A 17,002-nucleotide genomic window follows, 5' to 3' on the forward strand; every position below is an offset into this window, starting at 1 on the left:
ATCCATGCCGCTCCATCACGACCTTAGCGGCAAATCGTTCCGATACTTTAGGCAATTCCGATGATTTTTTCGCGAAACAATTGTCAAAAGTGCCGGTCCGGGCACATCCGGCTACGCGACAGCCGCTCGCATTACGCCTGTAAAACACGGTAATCTCTCGGTCTTGCCTGCTCCCGGCAGGCCTCAGACGCCCGATCACGCCAGGTATTTCCTCCATGACAGCGACCGTTTCCTTCCGCTGGGCGCGGGTGCGCCCGCTTTGCACGACGCTCGTCGCCTTCTGGTGCTGCACGGTCGCCGCGCAACCGCTGCCGGCCGCCGAATCCGCCGCCGCCCAGGCAACTGCCGCCAGCGCGCCGGCTGCCGCGCCCGCCGCATCCGCACACACCTGCGACGCCGACGGCGGCCCGGCCGGCCGCCCGTCGGTCGGCCTCGTGCTGTCCGGCGGCGGCGCGCGCGGCTACGCGCACCTCGGGGTCCTGAAGGTGCTGGAGGACAACCGCATCCCGATCGACTGCATCGCGGGCACCAGCATGGGCGCCGTGGTCGGCGGCCTGTACGCGAGCGGAATGGCTGCCGGCGAGATGCAGAAGCGGCTGTCGGAGGTCAACCTCGCGGACGTCGCGTTCGACGTGACGGAGCGCGCGGACCTGCCGCAAACCAGCCGGGAGGACGAACGCCTGTACATCAACGGGCTGACGCTCGGCTTCGGCAAGAAAGGCGTGAAGGCGCCGGTCGGCCTCGTGCAGGGCAACCGGCTGCAGGCGTTGCTCGCGAACTGGACGGCCGCCGTGCCGACCAACCAGCCGTTCGACCGCCTGCCGATCCCGTACCGCGCGGTCGCGACCGACCTGCAGACGGGCCAGATGGTGGTGCTCGACCACGGCTCGCTGCCGCTCGCGATTCGCGCGAGCATGGCGATGCCGGGCCTGTTCGCGCCGGCCGAGATCAACGGGCGCGCGCTCGTGGACGGCGGTCTCGTCAGTAACCTGCCCGTCGACACCGCACGGCAGATGGGCGCGAACGTCGTGATCGCGGTCGACATCGGCTCGCAACTGCGCCCGCTCGACGCGCTCGCATCGCCCGCCGACGTGATGCAGCAGATGGTGGGCATCCTGATCCGCCAGAACGTGACCGCCCAGCGCAAGCAGCTCGACGCGCAGGACGTGCTGCTCACGCCGGACCTCGGTTCGCTCGCGTTCACCGATTTCCAGAACGCGAAGCAGGCGATCGCCGCCGGCGCGGCTGCCGCGACCGCGGCGCTGCCGAAACTGCAGCGCTTCGCGCTCACGCCGGAACAGTATGCGGCCTACCGGTCCGCGCACGCGCAGCCACTGCCGCCGCCGATCCGGATCACGCGCATCGACATCAAGACCACCGGCGGCGTGCCGAAGCGGGTCGTCAGCAACGCGCTGCACGTGAAGCCCGGCGACACTTACGATCCGAAGACGGTCAGCCAGGATCTGCTGGGGCTCACGACGGGCGGCAACTTCGAGAGCGTCACGCAGCAGATCGTGAGCCACGGCGACGAAAACGTGCTCGAGATCGATGCGCGCGAGAAATACTGGGGGCCGAATTTCCTGCTGTTCGGGCTCGGCATGTCGAGCAGTTCGACCGACGAGGGCGGCTTCCGCCTGCACGTCGGCTACCGGCGGCCATGGCTCACCGAATCCGGGCTCGAATTCCGCGCGGACACGACGATCGGCAGCGACCTGCAATCCGCGCGCATCGAGTTCCGCCAGCCGCTGTCGATGGCCTACGGCGTCTATCTGTCGCCGTACGCGGAATACCAGCGCCGTTACGCGAACCTGTACGACGACAGCGGCAACGTGAAGATCACGCAGTACCTGATGCAGACCGCACGCGCCGGGCTCGATCTCGGCCTGCCGATCGGGCGCCTCGGCGATTTCCGGATCGGCCTCGGTTATGTGACCGGGCACGGCTCGCCGACCTACAACCTGCCGTTCGACGACGGCAGCGGCCAGACGCTGCTGTGGCCGAGCTTCACGTCGCAGGCGCTGACCGCCCGCGCACGGCTCGTCATCGACCAGCTCGACGATCCGCTGTTCCCGCGCAAGGGCTATTTCACCGAGCTGCGTATCGAACGCTCGCTGGTCTCGCGCAACGGGGGCTCGGCGTCGGACTTCGACGACAGCATCAACACCGCGCCCTACACCGAGATCTACGGCAAGGCGATGGTTGCGCAGCAGTTCGGCCGGCACAGCATCAGCGCGACGATCGAAGGCGGCAAGAGCATCGGCGGCACCAACCTGATCAACGCGTTCAATTTCACGCTTGGCGGCTTCCAGCATCTGTCCGCGTATGCGGCCGACCAGTTGAACGGCAACGAGCTCGCGTATGCGCAGGTGACCTACATGAACCAGTTGATGTCGTTCAATGCATCGCCGATCAAGGCGCTGTCGGTGGGCGCCAGCGCGGAAGTCGGCAACGTCTGGTCGAGCGGCCAGAAGATCGGCGGCGGCGCGCTCAAGCAGAGCTACACGTTCTTCACGAGCCTGTCGACCGCGTTCGGGCCCGTGTACATCGGCGTGGCGCTCGCGCCCGGCGGCCGTCGCAACTTCTACCTGCAGCTCGGCCGTACATATTGAGCGTGCGCGGATCAGAACTCCGCGGCCATCGCGACCGCCCGGGCGCGCGCCCGCTCGATGCTGTCGCTTGCCCGCGCACTCCACGTGTGTTCGACGGTCAGGCTTCTGACCTCGCTCACGCCAATGAACCTCAGCCAGAATTCGATGTAGTCGGCCTGGTGCCGGAACCCGGGATTGTCGGCGCCCGCGCCGGTTTCCCGGCTCTGTCCGCGAACATGGATGACCAGCGCGCGCGGAATCTCCAGCAGCGGCGCGTACGCGTTGCCGTCGAACGTAAACAGCATGTTCCGCTGGCTGACGAGATCGATCAGTTGCTTGAGCTTGTACGGATAGCCGAAATTCCACATCGGCACGCCGACGACGATCCGGTCCGCTTCCTGAAAGCGCTTCACGAGCGACTGGATGCGCCGCCAGATCGACTGTTCGGCCTCGTCCATCGGCGCGTTTGCGACACCCTTGTACTTCGCGCCGATCGCGTCGCTGCCGAAGTCCGGCAAGTCTTCCTCCCAGACATTCAGCGTATCGACGTCGATCGTTGCACCCGTCTCCCGGTACGCATCGACAAACGCATTGGCGACCGCGACCGAAGCCGACCTGGCGCCACGGGGAGAAGACACGATGTTCAAAAGCCGCATGATGTGTGACCCGGACAGGAATGCATGAACAAGGGGGCGGCCATCGTGGCGGCCCCGGCTTCACTGCTGCGTCACGGGCCGCCCGCCTCCGAGTTCATGGATCGGCCCGTCATATAGTTGCAATTGCAATCGTAATGCAAAGCGCGCACGCGCTGCAAACGAATCGTCATGCGATTGCGGTGCGGGGAGGTTATCGATGCGGGAAAGGTACGGCGGGAAAGGCCGGCGACGCGCCCGAATCCGGCGCGCGCGGCTGTGTGCTGTCGTGTTGTCGTGCTGTTGTTGCGATCGAGGCTCGCGGCCCGTGCGGCGTATCGCTAGACCGGCCAGCTGATCTCGAAGCGCGCGCCGCCGAGCTGGACGGGATCGACGACCGCGATCCGGCCGTTGTGCGCGTGGAGCACCTGCCGCGTGATCGACAGGCCGAGGCCATAGCCGCCGGTGCGGCGGTCGAGGCGCACGAATGCGTCGAAGATCCGCTCGCGCTCGCTCTCCGGCACGCCGGGGCCGTCATCCTCGACGAAGATCCCGATGTTGCCGTGCACGAGCGAGATCCCGACGACGATCTGCGATTTCGCGTACTTGCTCGCGTTGCGCAACAGGTTGCGCATCGCATACGACATCAGCCGCCGGTCCATCTTCACGCGCAGGTCCGACGCGATCGCGATGTGCGACTCGATCGCGCGCTCCGGATACAGCAGCTGCGCATCGCTGACCTGATGTTCGAACCACGCGACAGGGGCCGTCATCTCGAGGTTCGACTGCAGCGAGCTGTATTCGAGCCGCGCATACGTAAGGCTCATGTCGATCAGCTCTTCGAGCTCGGTCACGTCCTGCGCGATGCTCTCGAGCGCGCCCTGGTATTCGGCCGCGGAACCCGGTTCGCGCAGCATTTCGAGCGCGAAACGCACGCGCGCGAGCGGCGTGCGCAACTCGTGCGAGATGCCGTTCGTGAGATCGCGCTGCGCGGCGATCAGCCGCTCCATGCGCATCGCGAGCGCATTCAGCGTCCGCGCGAGCGGGCCGATGATCACGCTGTGCGATTCACGGGCGCGCGTATTGAAGCGCCCGCCCGTGAAGTCGATCGCGCGCTCGCGCACCATCACGAGATCCGACCACACCGGCCGCATCCACCGGTATGCCGCGAGCGCGGGCGCGGCGAACACGAATACGAGCACGATCCAGATGTCGCCGGGCAGCGAGTCGAACGCATGCCACACGACCTGCGGCGACAATTCGACGCACAGCGCGAGCGCCGGCACGAGCGCGGTCAGCAGCACGAGGCCGAGCAGATGCAGGTAGGTGCGCACGTAAAGGCGCGACCAGCTCGGAATGCGGTCGGCGCGCGTATCGGTCCACGCGCGGCGGAAATGCAGCCAGCGCCACTTGACGTAGCGCAGCGTCGGCAGCGGCGGTGCATCGGGGTGCGAACGGGTTCGTCGGATCATCTCGGCTCCCGGCCGGCGGGTGGAATGCCCGCGCGGAACGTGACGGCGTCGCTCGAACGCCGCGTCATTCCCACGCGTGCTTGCTGAATTGATAACCCTTGCTGCGGATCGTCTTGATCCGCTGCGGGTTGCTCGCGTCGTCGCGCAGCTTGCGGCGCAGCTTCGAGATGCGCCCGTCGATCGTGCGGTCGAGGCCGTCGAATTCGACGCCGCGCAACTGCAGCATCAGGTCGTCGCGGCTGACGACTTCGCCCGCATGGCACACGAGCGCCCACAGCAGGTCGAATTCGGCCGACGTCAGGTCGGGTGTGCTGCCGTCGGGCAGCACGACGGAGCGGTCGGTACGGTCGATCGAGAACTTGCCGAACGCGTAGCGCTCGGGCTGCGGCGCGGTGCTCTCGGCCACTCGCGCGGGCGCGCGGCGCAGCTGGGCCTTGATCCGCGCGAGCAGGATGCGCGGCTCGACCGGCTTGTGCACGTAGTCGTCCGCGCCGAACTCGAGGCCGAGCAGTTCGTCGAACGGCTCGTCGCGGGCCGTCACCATGATGATCACGCCGTCGTACTGCTTGCGCGCCTCGCGGCAGATTTCGAAGCCGTCCTTGCCCGGCAGGTTCACGTCGAGAATGACGAGATCGGGACGAATGGACAGGATCGCCGGCACCGCGGCGTCACCATGCAGCACAGTGTCGACTTCATAGTCGTTCTTGCGCAGGTAGCCGGCGATCAGCGTGGAGAGGCGGGTGTCGTCTTCGACGAGCAGGATACGAAAAGACATGGGCGGCGGTCGGATCATCGGGGAGGCCATGGCGGCGCCGGCCGGTGCCGGACGCCGGCCATTGGCCGAAACGTACCGCATGATACTGCGCCCGCCGATTGCCTGTTTAGAGGTCTTGAAAATAAGGGCGCGATATCGGCTGCGCTTGACGAATCGGCGCCGGGACGGTTCCATACGGGCTCGCCGGAATCCGGGCCGCTCACCTACCCGCCTGACTTGATGAATTATCAGACGATCCTCGAACGCATCCGCACCGAACTCGCCCCCTGGATTGGCCAGGGACGGGTTGCCGATTACATTCCCGAACTCGCGAAAGTGCCCGCCGACAAGTTCGGGATGGCCGTCGTGACGCTCGACGGAAACGTTTTCACGGTCGGCGATGCGTACGAGCGCTTCTCGATCCAGAGCATCTCGAAGCTGTTCGCGTGCACGCTCGCGTTCCAGCTGCTGGGCGACGAACTGTGGGAACGGGTCGGCCGCGAGCCGTCAGGCAACGCGTTCAACTCGCTGGTCCAGCTCGAGAGCGAGCGCGGCAAGCCGCGCAATCCGTTCATCAACGCGGGCGCGCTGGTCGTCACCGACGTGCTGTGCCGCCGCTTCGTGAAGGCCGAGACGGCGCTCGTCGAATTCGTGCGGCGGCTGATCGGCACGAACGACATCGACTACGATTCGCGCGTCGCGCAGTCGGAGCTGCTGCATGCGGAGCGCAACCGCGCGATGGCGCACTTCATGGCGAGCTTCGGCAACATGCAGATGCCGCCCGACACGGTGATCGACGCGTATTGCCGCCAGTGCGCGATCACGATGAACTGCGTCGAGCTCGCACGCGCCGCGCTGTTCCTCGCGAATGGCGGCGTCGCGCCGGTGACCGGCGAGCGGATTGTCGATTCAAGTTCCGCGAAACGGCTGTCGGCGCTGATGCTGACCTGCGGCACCTACGATGCGGCGGGGGATTTCGTGTACCGCGTCGGGCTGCCTGCGAAGAGCGGCGTTGGTGGCGGGATCGTCGCGGTGCTGCCGGGCGAGATGGCCGTGTGCGTGTGGGCGCCGGGGCTCGATGCGAACGGGAACTCGCTGGCGGGGACGCTGGCGCTGGAGTGGTTGACGACGTATACGGGAAGGTCGATTTTTTGAGGTGGTGGGGTTAAGCGTGCCTCATCTGCCACAACGGCGGCCGATTCATATCGGCGTGCGCCGACGTGCTCAACGAGGATTTCCGCCATCGGCAGCAACCCTCTGCGGTCACAAGGCAGCTGAAATTGCTCGTCCACTAACGGCCATTCGCAGCATCACCGCGTCAGATATGACGAAAGCGAGCCTATTGGACAACGTCATCCGGTGATCTCGTTGACGAGGCTGGTATGCGCGCACCATAACAGGCCGTTGCAAATGTCCGTCCAGGCAGCGGACTCGCCTCAGCGGATCGGCCCCTTCTGCAATGCATGGCCAAGGGCGCCATCAAGGGCTTTCAAAGGGGCACCATGACTGAGCGCGACAAGGTGTTTGCGGGCTCAATCCCGAAGTTCTACAACTCGCTGATGGTCCCGCTGATCTTTGAGGCCTATGCGGCCGACCTAGCGGAAATTGTCGCAGCCTCCTCGCACCGCTCGGTGCTTGAAACGGCGGCCGGCAGTGGCGTGGTCACTCGCGCGCTCGCGCCGCAGCTTTGTGCTGGCGCTCGCTACGTGGCGACCGACCTCAATCAGCCCATGCTCGACTATGCCGCCACCAGACCGGGGGCGATAGCCGGATCGAATGGAGACAGGCCGACGCGCACGACCCTCCAGGATTCCTCGCCCGCACGCCGCACGGCTATCACGATATCGCGCTGATCCGTGAGGAGTTGAGCCGCACAGGATTCGCCGACATCGGGATCGAGACACGCGAGAAGGTGAGTTGCGCGGCTTCGGTACGCGACGTCGCGACCGCCCATTGCCTCGGAACGCCGCTGCGCAACGAAATCGAGGCGCGCGACGCCGGCTTGCTTCAGCTCGCTACGGAACGCGCGACAGAGGCAATTGCCGACCGCCATGGCAAAGGGCCGGTGGCCGGCAAAATTCAGGCGCATGTGATTGTGGCGACACTATAGTGGGGCCCGGTTTGCTGACGGTAATCAACGTCGAATCTAACGCGTGTCAGCCGGAACGCCGACTATGATGAATTGCATGCGGGGCAAACTCTGCAGCGCACGGCAGGAACCGGCGATAACGGGAGGCGGCGATGAGCGAACAAAGCAACTTGCAACTGGTGCAGCAAGCATACGCGGCGTTCGGCAGGGCCGATATCGACGGCATCCTGCGGACACTCTCCCAAAACGTCGACTGGTTCATACCGGGGCCGACAGACATTGTTCCATTCGTCGGTCGAAGACATGGGCCGCAGGAGGTCGCGACGTTCTTCGAGATCCTTTCGTCGGAGCAAACCGCAGAACGGTTCGAGCCGCTGGAATTCATCGCCAGCGGCGACAGGATCGTAGTGCTCGGCACACAGCGCTGGCACGTCCACTCGACCGGGAGCACATACGAGGACGACTGGGTGCATGTGTTCACGATCGAAAACGGAAGCATCACGAAGTTTACCGAGTACCACGATACCGCGGCTGAAGCGGCCGCGTATCGACGGTAAGGCTACCGCACGTGCACCGAGCCGGTGTGCAACACATTGGCTCGCACCGAGTTCACCGCCCCACTCGCCGGCCAGGGAGGACTCCTTTTGTCGGGTCCCGAAAGCGGCCCCTCACGAACGGCTGCGATTGGTCGAACCCGGCCGTCGAAGGCAGCGCCGCACTCGGCCGCCTGGCCGGCACCGGGGCAACGTACTCGCTTTATATTTCAGGGGTGCCTGCACGCCGGTACTGGCGTGGTTGACGCCTTGTTCGGGGCGGTCGATTCTCCGAGGTGCCGGCGCCACACGCGATTGGGCCGCAGCAACAGCGGCCCGCCGATATCGGCATGCGCCGGCAGGCTCAATGGCGGCATTGCCCTTCCATGGCACTCGCCCCTGATCAAGTGTCCGAATGGCCCCGGTCAGTTGAACGTGCCCGGCAGTTCGCGGCACCGACTCGTTGACTCCTTCAACCTGCCCCGCTCAATCGGCTTGCGCGAAATTCAACTCGACGCCATTGCCTGCCGGATCGCGGAAGAAAATCTGCACCTGGCCGGTGAGCGGAACGTGCGCGCGCGTGAAATCCACGTTGGCGTCGGTCAAATGACGCGTCATTTCGTTGGCGTCCGCACAGGAGAACGCGACGTGATCGAACGTATTGGCAACGTTTGACGGGCGCAACTCGCCCGGCCGCGCTTCCGACAGATGCAGCACGGCCTGTGTGCCCGCGTACAACCAATACCCGAAGCTCTTGAACGGCGGGCGAAACCCTTCCCGCAAGCCGACGATGTCGACGTAGAAATCGCGGAGCGCTTCGAGTGTCTGCCGATCGGCCCGCAGGTTGTAGTGACTGAATCCGGTAACTGGCATGACATTGGGCTCGCGTTGTACACCGTGACTTGAGATCGCATTGCGCCGGACGTCGTTTTTCGACACTCGACGAAGCGCACGCCAGTATATGCGCCGGCTCGCGGCACGATAGAACACCCCTACGAAAATCGCATCGGCAGCCGCCCCGATTTTCCGGTACAACTCTGGGACGCTGAAAATCCCCGCGGGCAATCGGAGACCCTCGTTCATGACTCGGCAAAACACACCGGATATCGCAACGGCAACCCGCACGACTCCCGGCGACAGCCCATCCGCGCCGATTCCCCCGATCGTGCCGTCAAGCACCGCGCTGCTCGTCATGCATTACCAGACCGACATCCTCGGCCTCTTTCCGTCGGTCGCGCCCGAACTGCTCGCCAATACGCGCCGGCTCTGCGATGCGGCGCGGGCAAGCAGCATCGGCGTCTGGTTCGCGAACCTGCGGTTCAGCCCCGGCTATCCGGAAGTCAGCCCACGCAACAAGAACGGCCAGGGCATCAAGCAGCTCGGCCTGTTCATCGACGATGGCCCGTCGCCGGAACTCGGCCGGCAGGCCGACGAGCCGCTGATCATCGCGCACCGCGCCAGCGTGTTCTTCGGCACCGATCTGCAAGCGCGGCTGGTCGAGCAAGGCGTCGATTCGCTGATCATGGTCGGCATCGCGTCGACGGGCGTGATGCTGTCGTCGATCGCCCACGCGAGTGATGCGGACTTTCGCCTGTATACGATCAAGGACTGCTGCTACGACCCGGACCCGGTGGTCCACGAGCACCTGTTTTCCACCGCCTTCGAATCGCGCACGACGGTGCTGTCGCTCGCGGACGCGTTGCGGCTGCTCGCGTAAGCGCGGGCGTGACGAGCTAACAGCTTCGCCCGAATCGGCCCACGGAATGATCGCTACCGGGCCGTCCCGATCCCCTTAAGGATGAGGTCGATGCCGGCCACGAACTGCTCGCGCTCGTCGTGCGCGGCCAGCTGCGCCGCCACCTTGCGCACGAACGGATACGCCGCCGGATCGAGTTGCGTCCACCGGTCGGCGACGGTCGCAACGACCTCCGGCTGCCCCGGATCGCGCGGATGCAGGCGAGCACCCGCTGCATATTGGCCAGCCAGCCCGAAGATGTAGTGCATCAGCGCGGATGCCGTGTTGAATTGCGCGGGCTCAGGCACGTCCAACCCCTGCAGGTGCCCGCCGACGCTTTCGAGGATGCGCAGCACCGCGTCCTGCCACGGCGCGCGGAACAACTGCGCGCCCACCCACGGATGCGCGCTGAACGCGTCGAACAAACGCAACGCGACGCGTCGGATCGCCTCCGCCGCATCGTCGTCAGGCGCGCTCGACTCATCCGCCATCGCGCCCGCGATCACCCGATCCGCGGCCGCCGCGAGCAGGTCGTGCTTGTCTGCGACATGCCAGTAGATCGCGCCGCTTCCGGTCGCCAGGTGCGCGGCAAGCGCGCGAAACGTCAGCGCGCCCTCGCCTTCGTTGTCGAGGATCTCGATCGCGGCGTCGACGATCCGCTCTTTCGACAGCGCGTCGGCGCGCCGCTCGGTTCGGTTTCGGGTTGTCATGCGCGGTAGCTTGACACATTTGGAACAACGTTCCAATATCTCGCAATGGAACGACGTTCCATTAGATTCCCCTTCGCAACGCACGACACCCGTCAGGTGCGCCCTCATCACCGCCGCCGGCCCACCCTGGCCGGAAACCGAGCCCTCGATGACCCAGCCCGTCACCCATGATGTCCTGATTGCCGGCGCCGGCCCTGTCGGCCTGTTCCTCGCCTGCGAGTTGCGCCTTGCCGGCCTGTCGGTACTAGTGGTCGAGCAGGCCGGCGACCCGTCCTCCCCGCTGAAGCGGCTGCCGTTCGGCATGCGCGGCCTGTCGGCGCCCACCCTCGAAGCGTTCTACCGTCGCGGCCTGCTCGACGACATCACGATGCCGCCCGGCGCGTACGACACCGCGCACTGGATGCGGCAGGCGCGCCGTCCGGGCGGCCATTTCGCCGGCATCCCGTTCTTCCACGACCGCATCGATACGTCCCGATGGCCGTACCGCCTGCCCGGCCCGGCCGGCACCCACATGCCGACCGATCTCGAACGCGTCGAATCCGCATTGACCGCCCGCGCGAGCGCGGCCGGCGTCGAGATCCTGCGCGGCATCAGCGTGGAAGGCTTCGACCAGTCGGACGAGGACGACGCGGTGACGCTGCACGCAAGCGGCAACACGTGGCGCGGACGCTGGCTCGTCGGCTGTGACGGTGGCCGCAGCACGGTCCGCAAGGCCGGTGGCTTCACGTTCGCCGGCACCGATCCCGAATTCACCGGCTACTCGATCGAAGCCGTGCTCGACGATCCGGGCGCGCTGCCGCCCGGCCGTCACTACACCGCGACCGGCATGTACACGTACACGCCGCCCGGTACCCTCGCGATGGTCGAATTCGACGGTGGCGCGTTCCACCGGCGCGGGCCGGTCACGCTCGACCATGCACAGGCGGTGTTGCGTCGCGTGTCCGGCACGGGCGTCACGCTGACGGCGCTGCGGCTCGCCACCACGTGGACGGACCGCGCGTGCCAGGCGACGACCTATCGCAATGGCCGCGTGCTGCTCGCGGGTGACGCCGCGCACATCCATTCGCCGCTCGGCGGCCAGGGCCTCAACCTCGGGCTCGGCGACGCGATGAATCTCGGCTGGAAGCTGGCCGCCACGATCCGCGGCGACGCGCCGGCCGGCCTGCTCGACAGCTATTCCGAAGAGCGGCATCCGGTGGGCGCCCGCGTGCTCGACTGGTCGCGCGCGCAGGTCGCGCTGATGCGGCCGGCCCGGAGTTCGCGCGCGCTCGAGGCGATCGTCCGCGATCTCGTCGACACGTGCGACGGCGCGACCTATTTCGCCGAGCGCGTGTGGGGGGTGTCCGTTGCGTACGATCTCGGCGGCGGCCATCCGCTCGTGGGGCGCAGCGTTCCGGACTTCGAACTCGTCGACGGAACGCGGCTCGGCGAACACGTCAGGCACGGCAAGGGCGTGCTGCTGGACTTCGATGCAGGAAGGCCGTTTCAGGCGCTCGCCGCCCGCTGGCGCGACCGGATCGCGTATCTCGCGAGCGATGTGAAAGACCGGCTGGGACTGCGCGCCGTGCTCGTGCGGCCCGATGGGGTCGTCGCGTGGGCCGGTGACGATGCTTCGAACGTCGACGACGCCGCGCACGCGGCGATGCGCTGGTTCGGCAAGCCATGCGCCGCGCGTTGAATGCGGCCGCTCGTCGTCTGAAGAATCCGGTGTATATTGCCGACCGATACGCCTGCATGCCTGCCATCGACGCCGCGCCCGACCTCATCGAATGCCCACACCATCCGCCCTGCCGACGCCTGCCGAACTGAACCGCACGCTGCCGTTCGCCGCCGGCGCGCGGCCGTGGCGGCTCGTCCGCTATGCGTGCATCGACTGGCTCGGCATCCTGCTGTGCTGGGCCGCGATCCGCTTCGTGCCGAATCCGTTCGTCTATGTCGCGGCCGTACTGCTGATCGCGGGCCGGCTGCAGGCATTCGGCGTGATCCTGCACGATGCCTGCCATCTCCCGATGCGGCGCATGACGCTGCCGCTCGCGCTCGTCGAAGCGCTCGCCGGCTGGACGATCGGTTCGTCGATCGCCGCGATGCGCTATCACCACTTGCGCCATCACCGTGCGGTCGGCACCGCCGAGGATCCGTACCTGCACCGGCTGGCTGCACGCGGCGGGTGGGCGCAGCGCGTGATGATGCTGCGAGGCGCGCTGCTGCCGGTCTGGTGGCCGCTGCGCGCGCTGATGGCGCCGCTCGCGCTCGCGTGGCCCGCGTTCCGGCCGTGGTATGCGCGCGGCTTCATGCAGGATCGCTCACGTCAGGATCTGCGCCGTCACCCTGAAGTCATCGCATGCGCGCGTGCCGACCTGCCGCATTGCGCGGGCTATCTGCTCGCGATCGCGGCCGTCGTGCACTGGGATCTGCCGTTCTTCACGTACTACGGACTGCCGTGGATCGTCGGCGGGATCATGAACGCGAACCGCGTGCTGCTCGAACATCAGCACGTCGAGATCGACGAACGTACGCTGGAATCGATCTGGCAAATGACACGCACGATGACGTTCGGCTGGATCGGCAAGCTCGTGCTGTATCCGCGCAACATCGGCTATCATCAGGTGCATCACGCGTATCCGGCGCTCGCACTCGAGCATCTGCCGGCCGTGCACCGCTACCTGACGGACGGCACCGCATTCACGCCGGATCAGGCTGGCTCCACGCGCTAGACGCCCCGCCCCGCGCGGCCCTGCGTGCCGCGCCTACAGTTCGAACCGCATCACTTTCTCGCCGCACTGCGCGGCCGGCAGCGGCTCGTCGCGCTTCACCGCATCGAGCAGCCGGTCGATCGCGACGTGCACGATGTCGGCGCGCACGTTGTGCGGACGGAAGCCCGGCGCGTTGTCGAGGCCCTGCCGGTGCGCGCGCATGATCCGCACGTCCTGCTGGATCACGAGGTGCGTGTACAGGTTCAGCAGCGGCCGCAGCGCGCGCAGCAGCCAGCGCGGCAGCCGGAAGCGATAGGCGATGTACGTATAGACGCGCGAGCGGCGTGCATCGATCGGCGTGATCTGGCTGACGATCAGGAACCCGGAACGTTCGCCCCACAGATAGTCGCAGCGAGTCACGTTCGGCGCGATGAAGCGGTCGACGTGCGCGAGCGGCACGCGATCGGGGTTCGTGAGCCAGTCGAGACAGAAGCCGATCTTGTCGTCGCCGTCGTGATACGTGACGGCGACGCTGTCCGGCGTCGTCGCAACCGTTGCTTCCATCGCCTGGCCGCGGCTGCTGCGGAAGATCCCGTCGTGCACGAATACCGTATGCGGCACGTCCATGAAGTTCTGCGCGAGCATCGCGATGTCGCCGTCAAACGTGTTGACCATGTAGTAAGACTGCCACGGCGCGACGTCGCAAAACGGCATCCGGAAGATCGCGCGCGCCGACGGATCGCCCGTGCCGAGATACACCCACACGAGCCCGTCGAGCAACTGCACGGGCAGCGTGCGCTGCCGGAACGGAAAGCGGCCGGGCGTGCCGGTCGGCTGCGTGCCGTCGATGCTCGGCACGTGGACGACCTGCCCTTCGCCGTCGTAGCGCCAGCCGTGATACGGGCACACGAGCGTGTCGCGGTCGACCTTGCCGGCCGATAGCCGCGTGCCGCGATGCACGCACTGGTCGATCAGCGCGGCGATCCGGCCGTCGCGCTGCCGGAACAGCACGATGCCGGTATCGAGGATCCGCACGCCGAGCGGCTTGTCGCGCGGGAGTTCGCGTTCCGTGCACGCGACGAACCATTGCTCGTGCAGGCCGTCGGCCGGCGGCGCATGCTCCTGCGCACCGGCTGCATCGCGCGACGGGCAGTCGTGGCCGCATCCGCGTGGTTCGATCATGTCGTTCATCGCGTCAGTCATTCGTCATCGCAAGCAACGCATCGGCCACCGGCAACCGCGTCACGAGTGCGCACGGCTTCACGTCGCCCGCACGGATGCCGGCCCGTTCGGCTGCCTGTTGCAGCATGTCGCCGAGCCGTTCTGGCGACCGGCCCAGCCGTCGCACGCGCAGCGGGCCGAGCTGGCCGAGGCGGCGTGCGTGCGCGTAGTGAAACGCCTGCGCCAGTTCGGTCTCGATGGCTACACACATTGCGCCGGCCGCGTCAGCGTCGATATCGCCGGCGACGCACAGCACGTAATGCGGCAGCCCTTCCTTCGCTACACACGGCACGATGCACGCACCGACTTCGCCGTGCAGCCCACGTACGCGATTCAGCGCTTCGGCCGCAATCTGTTCGTCGAGCTTCTCGCCGACGAGATCGACGCTCGCCGCCGCACGCCCGACGAACGCAATGCGCGGCGTGCGTGCGCTCATGCCGACCACGCGGACGCGATCACCGAGCGCATAGCGATACAGTCCGCCGCCGGTGGTCAGCAGCACCTGTGCGTCGTCGCCGGGTCGCAGCGCTTCGACGTCGCACACGCTGCCGTCGTCGCGCACGAATTCAAGGTAGTGGCTGCCGATCGCGAGCGGGCAACCCTCACCGGCGCCGAACGGAATGCTCGCGACGCCTTCCGTCGCGAACAACCCTTTCGGCAGCCATTGCACCTGCGGAAACCGCACATGCAACGCGTCGGCGTAATGCTTGCTCGGCCCGTCCAGCCAGCAGCTCACGGCGGCCAGGCGCGGCCACAGCGCACGGCAATCGCCATCCCCGATCGCACGGCGCAGCGCCGCGCGGCGGTCGGCCGGAAGCGACGCTTCGACCCATGCGAGATCGCGTGCGCCGTCGGCATCGTCGCGATCGAACAGCGGGCGCAGCATGCTCGTCAGGAACGTCGGGCTCCATACGCTGATGAACGCGAGCGCTTCGTCCGCGACGAGCGCGCGCAGCGTCTCGCGCCGCCACGTCGCCGCGTTACCGGTCAGCGGCGGAACGAGCACCGTCGATGCGAGCGCGGCCGCGCTGCTGTCGCCGAGGTAGTCGAGATCGCTCGCCGAGCCGACCGGGATCCCGTTGGCCGCGACACCGGGCGCCTGCAGCGGCGGCGAAATCGACCAGTACGCGCGCCCGTCGCCGAGCGCCGGACAGGCGCGATACATGTTGGCCAGCCATACGGTCATCGCGGCCTGCAGTTCGCGCAGGAACGCGGGCGTATAAGGAATCAGCTTCTGGCGCGCGGTGCTGCCGCTCGTCCGTTCGAGAAACACCGGGCGCTCGGCGGTCAGCACCGGTTCCGTTTCGTGCGACACGCGATCGAGCCATGGCAGGTAATCGGCAGCCGCATGCACGGGCACGCGCTCACGGAACTGCGCGGGGCTGTCGATCCGATCGAAGCCGAACCGGCGCCCGAACGCCGTATCGCGGTTCGCGGCGAACAACGCCATGAGCCGCCGCGCCTGTGCGTCGCCCGGCGCTTCGAGCCCGGCCTGCCAGCGATCGACGTCCGGCTGCGCGGCGCGCGCGAACGTGCGCCATGCGTCGGCCAGGCTGCGAGCGGCGGTATCCATCAGAAATAGGTCTTGTCGAGTTGCGCGAGATCGTCGGGCAGCCGGCGCGGCGGCGCGAAGATCATGAGCCAGCCGTACCACAGCGGCCGCGTCTCGCGCAGGTCCGACACCGCGTGCATGTCCTGCCAGCGCAACGCGGGGCGGCGATGATGCGTCAGGTTGTAGTTGAAGTTCAGCAGCAGCCAGCGCACCGGTGTCGGCGCACGCATGTTGTACGTGCCTTCGACGACGTCGAGCGGCGTGCGCATGTGGTACACCCATTGCAGCGACGACCACGAGAACGCAAATGCGACATACGCGATCAGCACCGCCGACGCCGACCAGTCGAGCAGCCAGCCGGCCAACAGCCAAGCGCCGACCGCGGCGAGCGTTTCGTAGCGGATGCGGCGGAAGTCGGCCGTCGTGAATTCCTTGAAGGCGGCCGCGTAGGTGTTGTCGTCGCCGCGCGCGGCGAGCCGCTGCATCGTGCGGCTAGGCACCAGCGCGAGCACGAAGCTGCCGACGAAGCTGCCAAGCCAGATGCCGCCGAAGATCGCCACATAGTATTCGATGCGCTTGCGCAGCAGCGATTCGTCCGCGGTCGCGAAATCCGCGCGCTCGGCGCGCGTGCGGTTGCGCACGTGATGGCCGAGATGGTTCACGTGGATGAGCGTCGCGGCCGCACCGAACATCGTGGACGCCCACCACATCATCATATAATTCGCGATCGGCCGGCGATGCCCGAACCCGTGGAAGGTTTCGTGCATCATCGAAAAAACGCCCTGCATCATGAGGCAGAACGGCACGAGCACGAGCCACTTGATCGCGCCCACGCCGGTATGCGAAAGCCAGGTGAGCGTGCCGGCCCACACCACGCTCTGCAGCGCGAGCACGAGCAGGTTCGCGCGATCATAACGTCGGGTCTGCGCGGCAGCGGCTTGCGCGCTCGGTCGGTTCATGGCTCGGAATGGCGGTTGTTTGCACGGGAGGATACAACAGATGCGTCAGCCGCCGGTAACGGCC

The 17,002-nt window shown here is 66.8% G+C and carries 14 protein-coding genes and 1 pseudogene; 7 read left to right on the plus strand and 8 right to left on the minus strand.

What is annotated here, in order from left to right:
- Positions 1-215 precede the first annotated feature (215 nt).
- Positions 216-2,609, plus strand: coding sequence for a patatin-like phospholipase family protein (locus tag G3O06_RS19690; protein WP_205817191.1), 2,394 nt, complete (start codon positions 216-218; stop codon positions 2,607-2,609).
- 11 nt (positions 2,610-2,620) lie between these two features.
- Here G3O06_RS19690 and G3O06_RS19695 read toward each other — a convergent pair whose 3' ends face one another.
- From G3O06_RS19695 to G3O06_RS19705, 3 genes are all read right to left on the minus strand, one after another.
- Positions 2,621-3,244, minus strand: a complete 624-nt coding sequence (locus G3O06_RS19695; RefSeq protein ID WP_205817192.1) for an NAD(P)H-dependent oxidoreductase — start codon at positions 3,242-3,244, stop codon at positions 2,621-2,623.
- 317 nt (positions 3,245-3,561) lie between these two features.
- Entirely contained in the window at positions 3,562-4,692 is a 1,131-nt protein-coding gene (locus G3O06_RS19700; protein WP_174971874.1) for an ATP-binding protein, read from the minus strand.
- A gap of 64 nt (positions 4,693-4,756) precedes the next feature.
- The gene (locus G3O06_RS19705) at positions 4,757-5,467 is read right to left on the minus strand and encodes a response regulator (RefSeq protein ID WP_069260487.1); all 711 of its coding nucleotides are present in this window, start codon (positions 5,465-5,467) and stop codon (positions 4,757-4,759) included.
- 219 nt (positions 5,468-5,686) lie between these two features.
- Between G3O06_RS19705 and G3O06_RS19710 the strand changes: the two genes are divergently transcribed.
- From G3O06_RS19710 to G3O06_RS19720, 3 genes and pseudogenes are all read left to right on the plus strand, one after another.
- Positions 5,687-6,601 (plus strand): glutaminase, encoded by a 915-nt coding sequence (locus G3O06_RS19710; protein WP_205817193.1) that lies wholly within the window; start codon positions 5,687-5,689, stop codon positions 6,599-6,601.
- A 347-nt stretch (positions 6,602-6,948) separates the two neighbouring features.
- Positions 6,949-7,556: pseudogene (locus G3O06_RS19715) on the plus strand (class I SAM-dependent methyltransferase).
- Positions 7,557-7,687: 131 nt separating this feature from the next.
- Positions 7,688-8,092, plus strand: coding sequence for a nuclear transport factor 2 family protein (locus tag G3O06_RS19720; RefSeq protein ID WP_205817194.1), 405 nt, complete (start codon positions 7,688-7,690; stop codon positions 8,090-8,092).
- Between the two features lie 462 nt (positions 8,093-8,554).
- Here the strand turns inward: G3O06_RS19720 and G3O06_RS19725 are convergent, their stop codons facing one another.
- Positions 8,555-8,941: a VOC family protein gene (locus tag G3O06_RS19725; protein WP_205817216.1), complete on the minus strand. Its 387-nt coding sequence runs from the start codon at positions 8,939-8,941 to the stop codon at positions 8,555-8,557.
- Positions 8,942-9,149: 208 nt separating this feature from the next.
- On the opposite strand from G3O06_RS19725, the gene G3O06_RS19730 reads away from it, so the two are divergent.
- Complete coding sequence (locus G3O06_RS19730; RefSeq protein ID WP_205817195.1) at positions 9,150-9,785, plus strand: isochorismatase family cysteine hydrolase; 636 nt, start codon at positions 9,150-9,152, stop codon at positions 9,783-9,785.
- Positions 9,786-9,838: 53 nt separating this feature from the next.
- Here the strand turns inward: G3O06_RS19730 and G3O06_RS19735 are convergent, their stop codons facing one another.
- A complete protein-coding gene (locus tag G3O06_RS19735; RefSeq protein WP_205817196.1) occupies positions 9,839-10,513 on the minus strand; it encodes a TetR family transcriptional regulator in 675 nt (224 codons plus the stop codon).
- Between the two features lie 148 nt (positions 10,514-10,661).
- On the opposite strand from G3O06_RS19735, the gene G3O06_RS19740 reads away from it, so the two are divergent.
- Both G3O06_RS19740 and G3O06_RS19745 read left to right on the plus strand, forming a co-directional pair.
- On the plus strand, positions 10,662-12,191 hold the full coding sequence (locus G3O06_RS19740; protein ID WP_205817197.1) for an FAD-dependent monooxygenase: 1,530 nt from the start codon (positions 10,662-10,664) through the stop codon (positions 12,189-12,191).
- 91 nt (positions 12,192-12,282) lie between these two features.
- Complete coding sequence (locus tag G3O06_RS19745; protein WP_205817198.1) at positions 12,283-13,227, plus strand: fatty acid desaturase family protein; 945 nt, start codon at positions 12,283-12,285, stop codon at positions 13,225-13,227.
- Positions 13,228-13,260: 33 nt separating this feature from the next.
- On the opposite strand, the gene G3O06_RS19750 is transcribed toward G3O06_RS19745, so the two are convergent.
- Genes G3O06_RS19750 through G3O06_RS19760 form a run of 3 tightly spaced genes read right to left on the minus strand, consistent with a single transcriptional unit; the run spans position 13,261 to position 16,938 of the window.
- Positions 13,261-14,388: an aromatic ring-hydroxylating dioxygenase subunit alpha gene (locus tag G3O06_RS19750; protein WP_241020143.1), complete on the minus strand. Its 1,128-nt coding sequence runs from the start codon at positions 14,386-14,388 to the stop codon at positions 13,261-13,263.
- Positions 14,389-14,401: 13 nt separating this feature from the next.
- Positions 14,402-16,000 carry a GH3 auxin-responsive promoter family protein gene (locus tag G3O06_RS19755; RefSeq protein WP_205817200.1) on the minus strand — a complete coding sequence of 533 codons (1,599 nt, stop codon included), beginning with the start codon at positions 15,998-16,000 and terminating at the stop codon, positions 14,402-14,404.
- Complete coding sequence (locus tag G3O06_RS19760) at positions 16,000-16,938, minus strand: fatty acid desaturase (protein WP_205817201.1); 939 nt, start codon at positions 16,936-16,938, stop codon at positions 16,000-16,002. The genes G3O06_RS19755 and G3O06_RS19760 overlap by 1 nt, the downstream gene beginning before the upstream one ends.
- Positions 16,939-17,002: the final 64 nt, after the last annotated feature.

The organism is Burkholderia sp. Ac-20345 (assembly GCF_017104825.1).
Classification (GTDB): Bacteria; Pseudomonadota; Gammaproteobacteria; order Burkholderiales; family Burkholderiaceae; genus Burkholderia; species Burkholderia lata_B.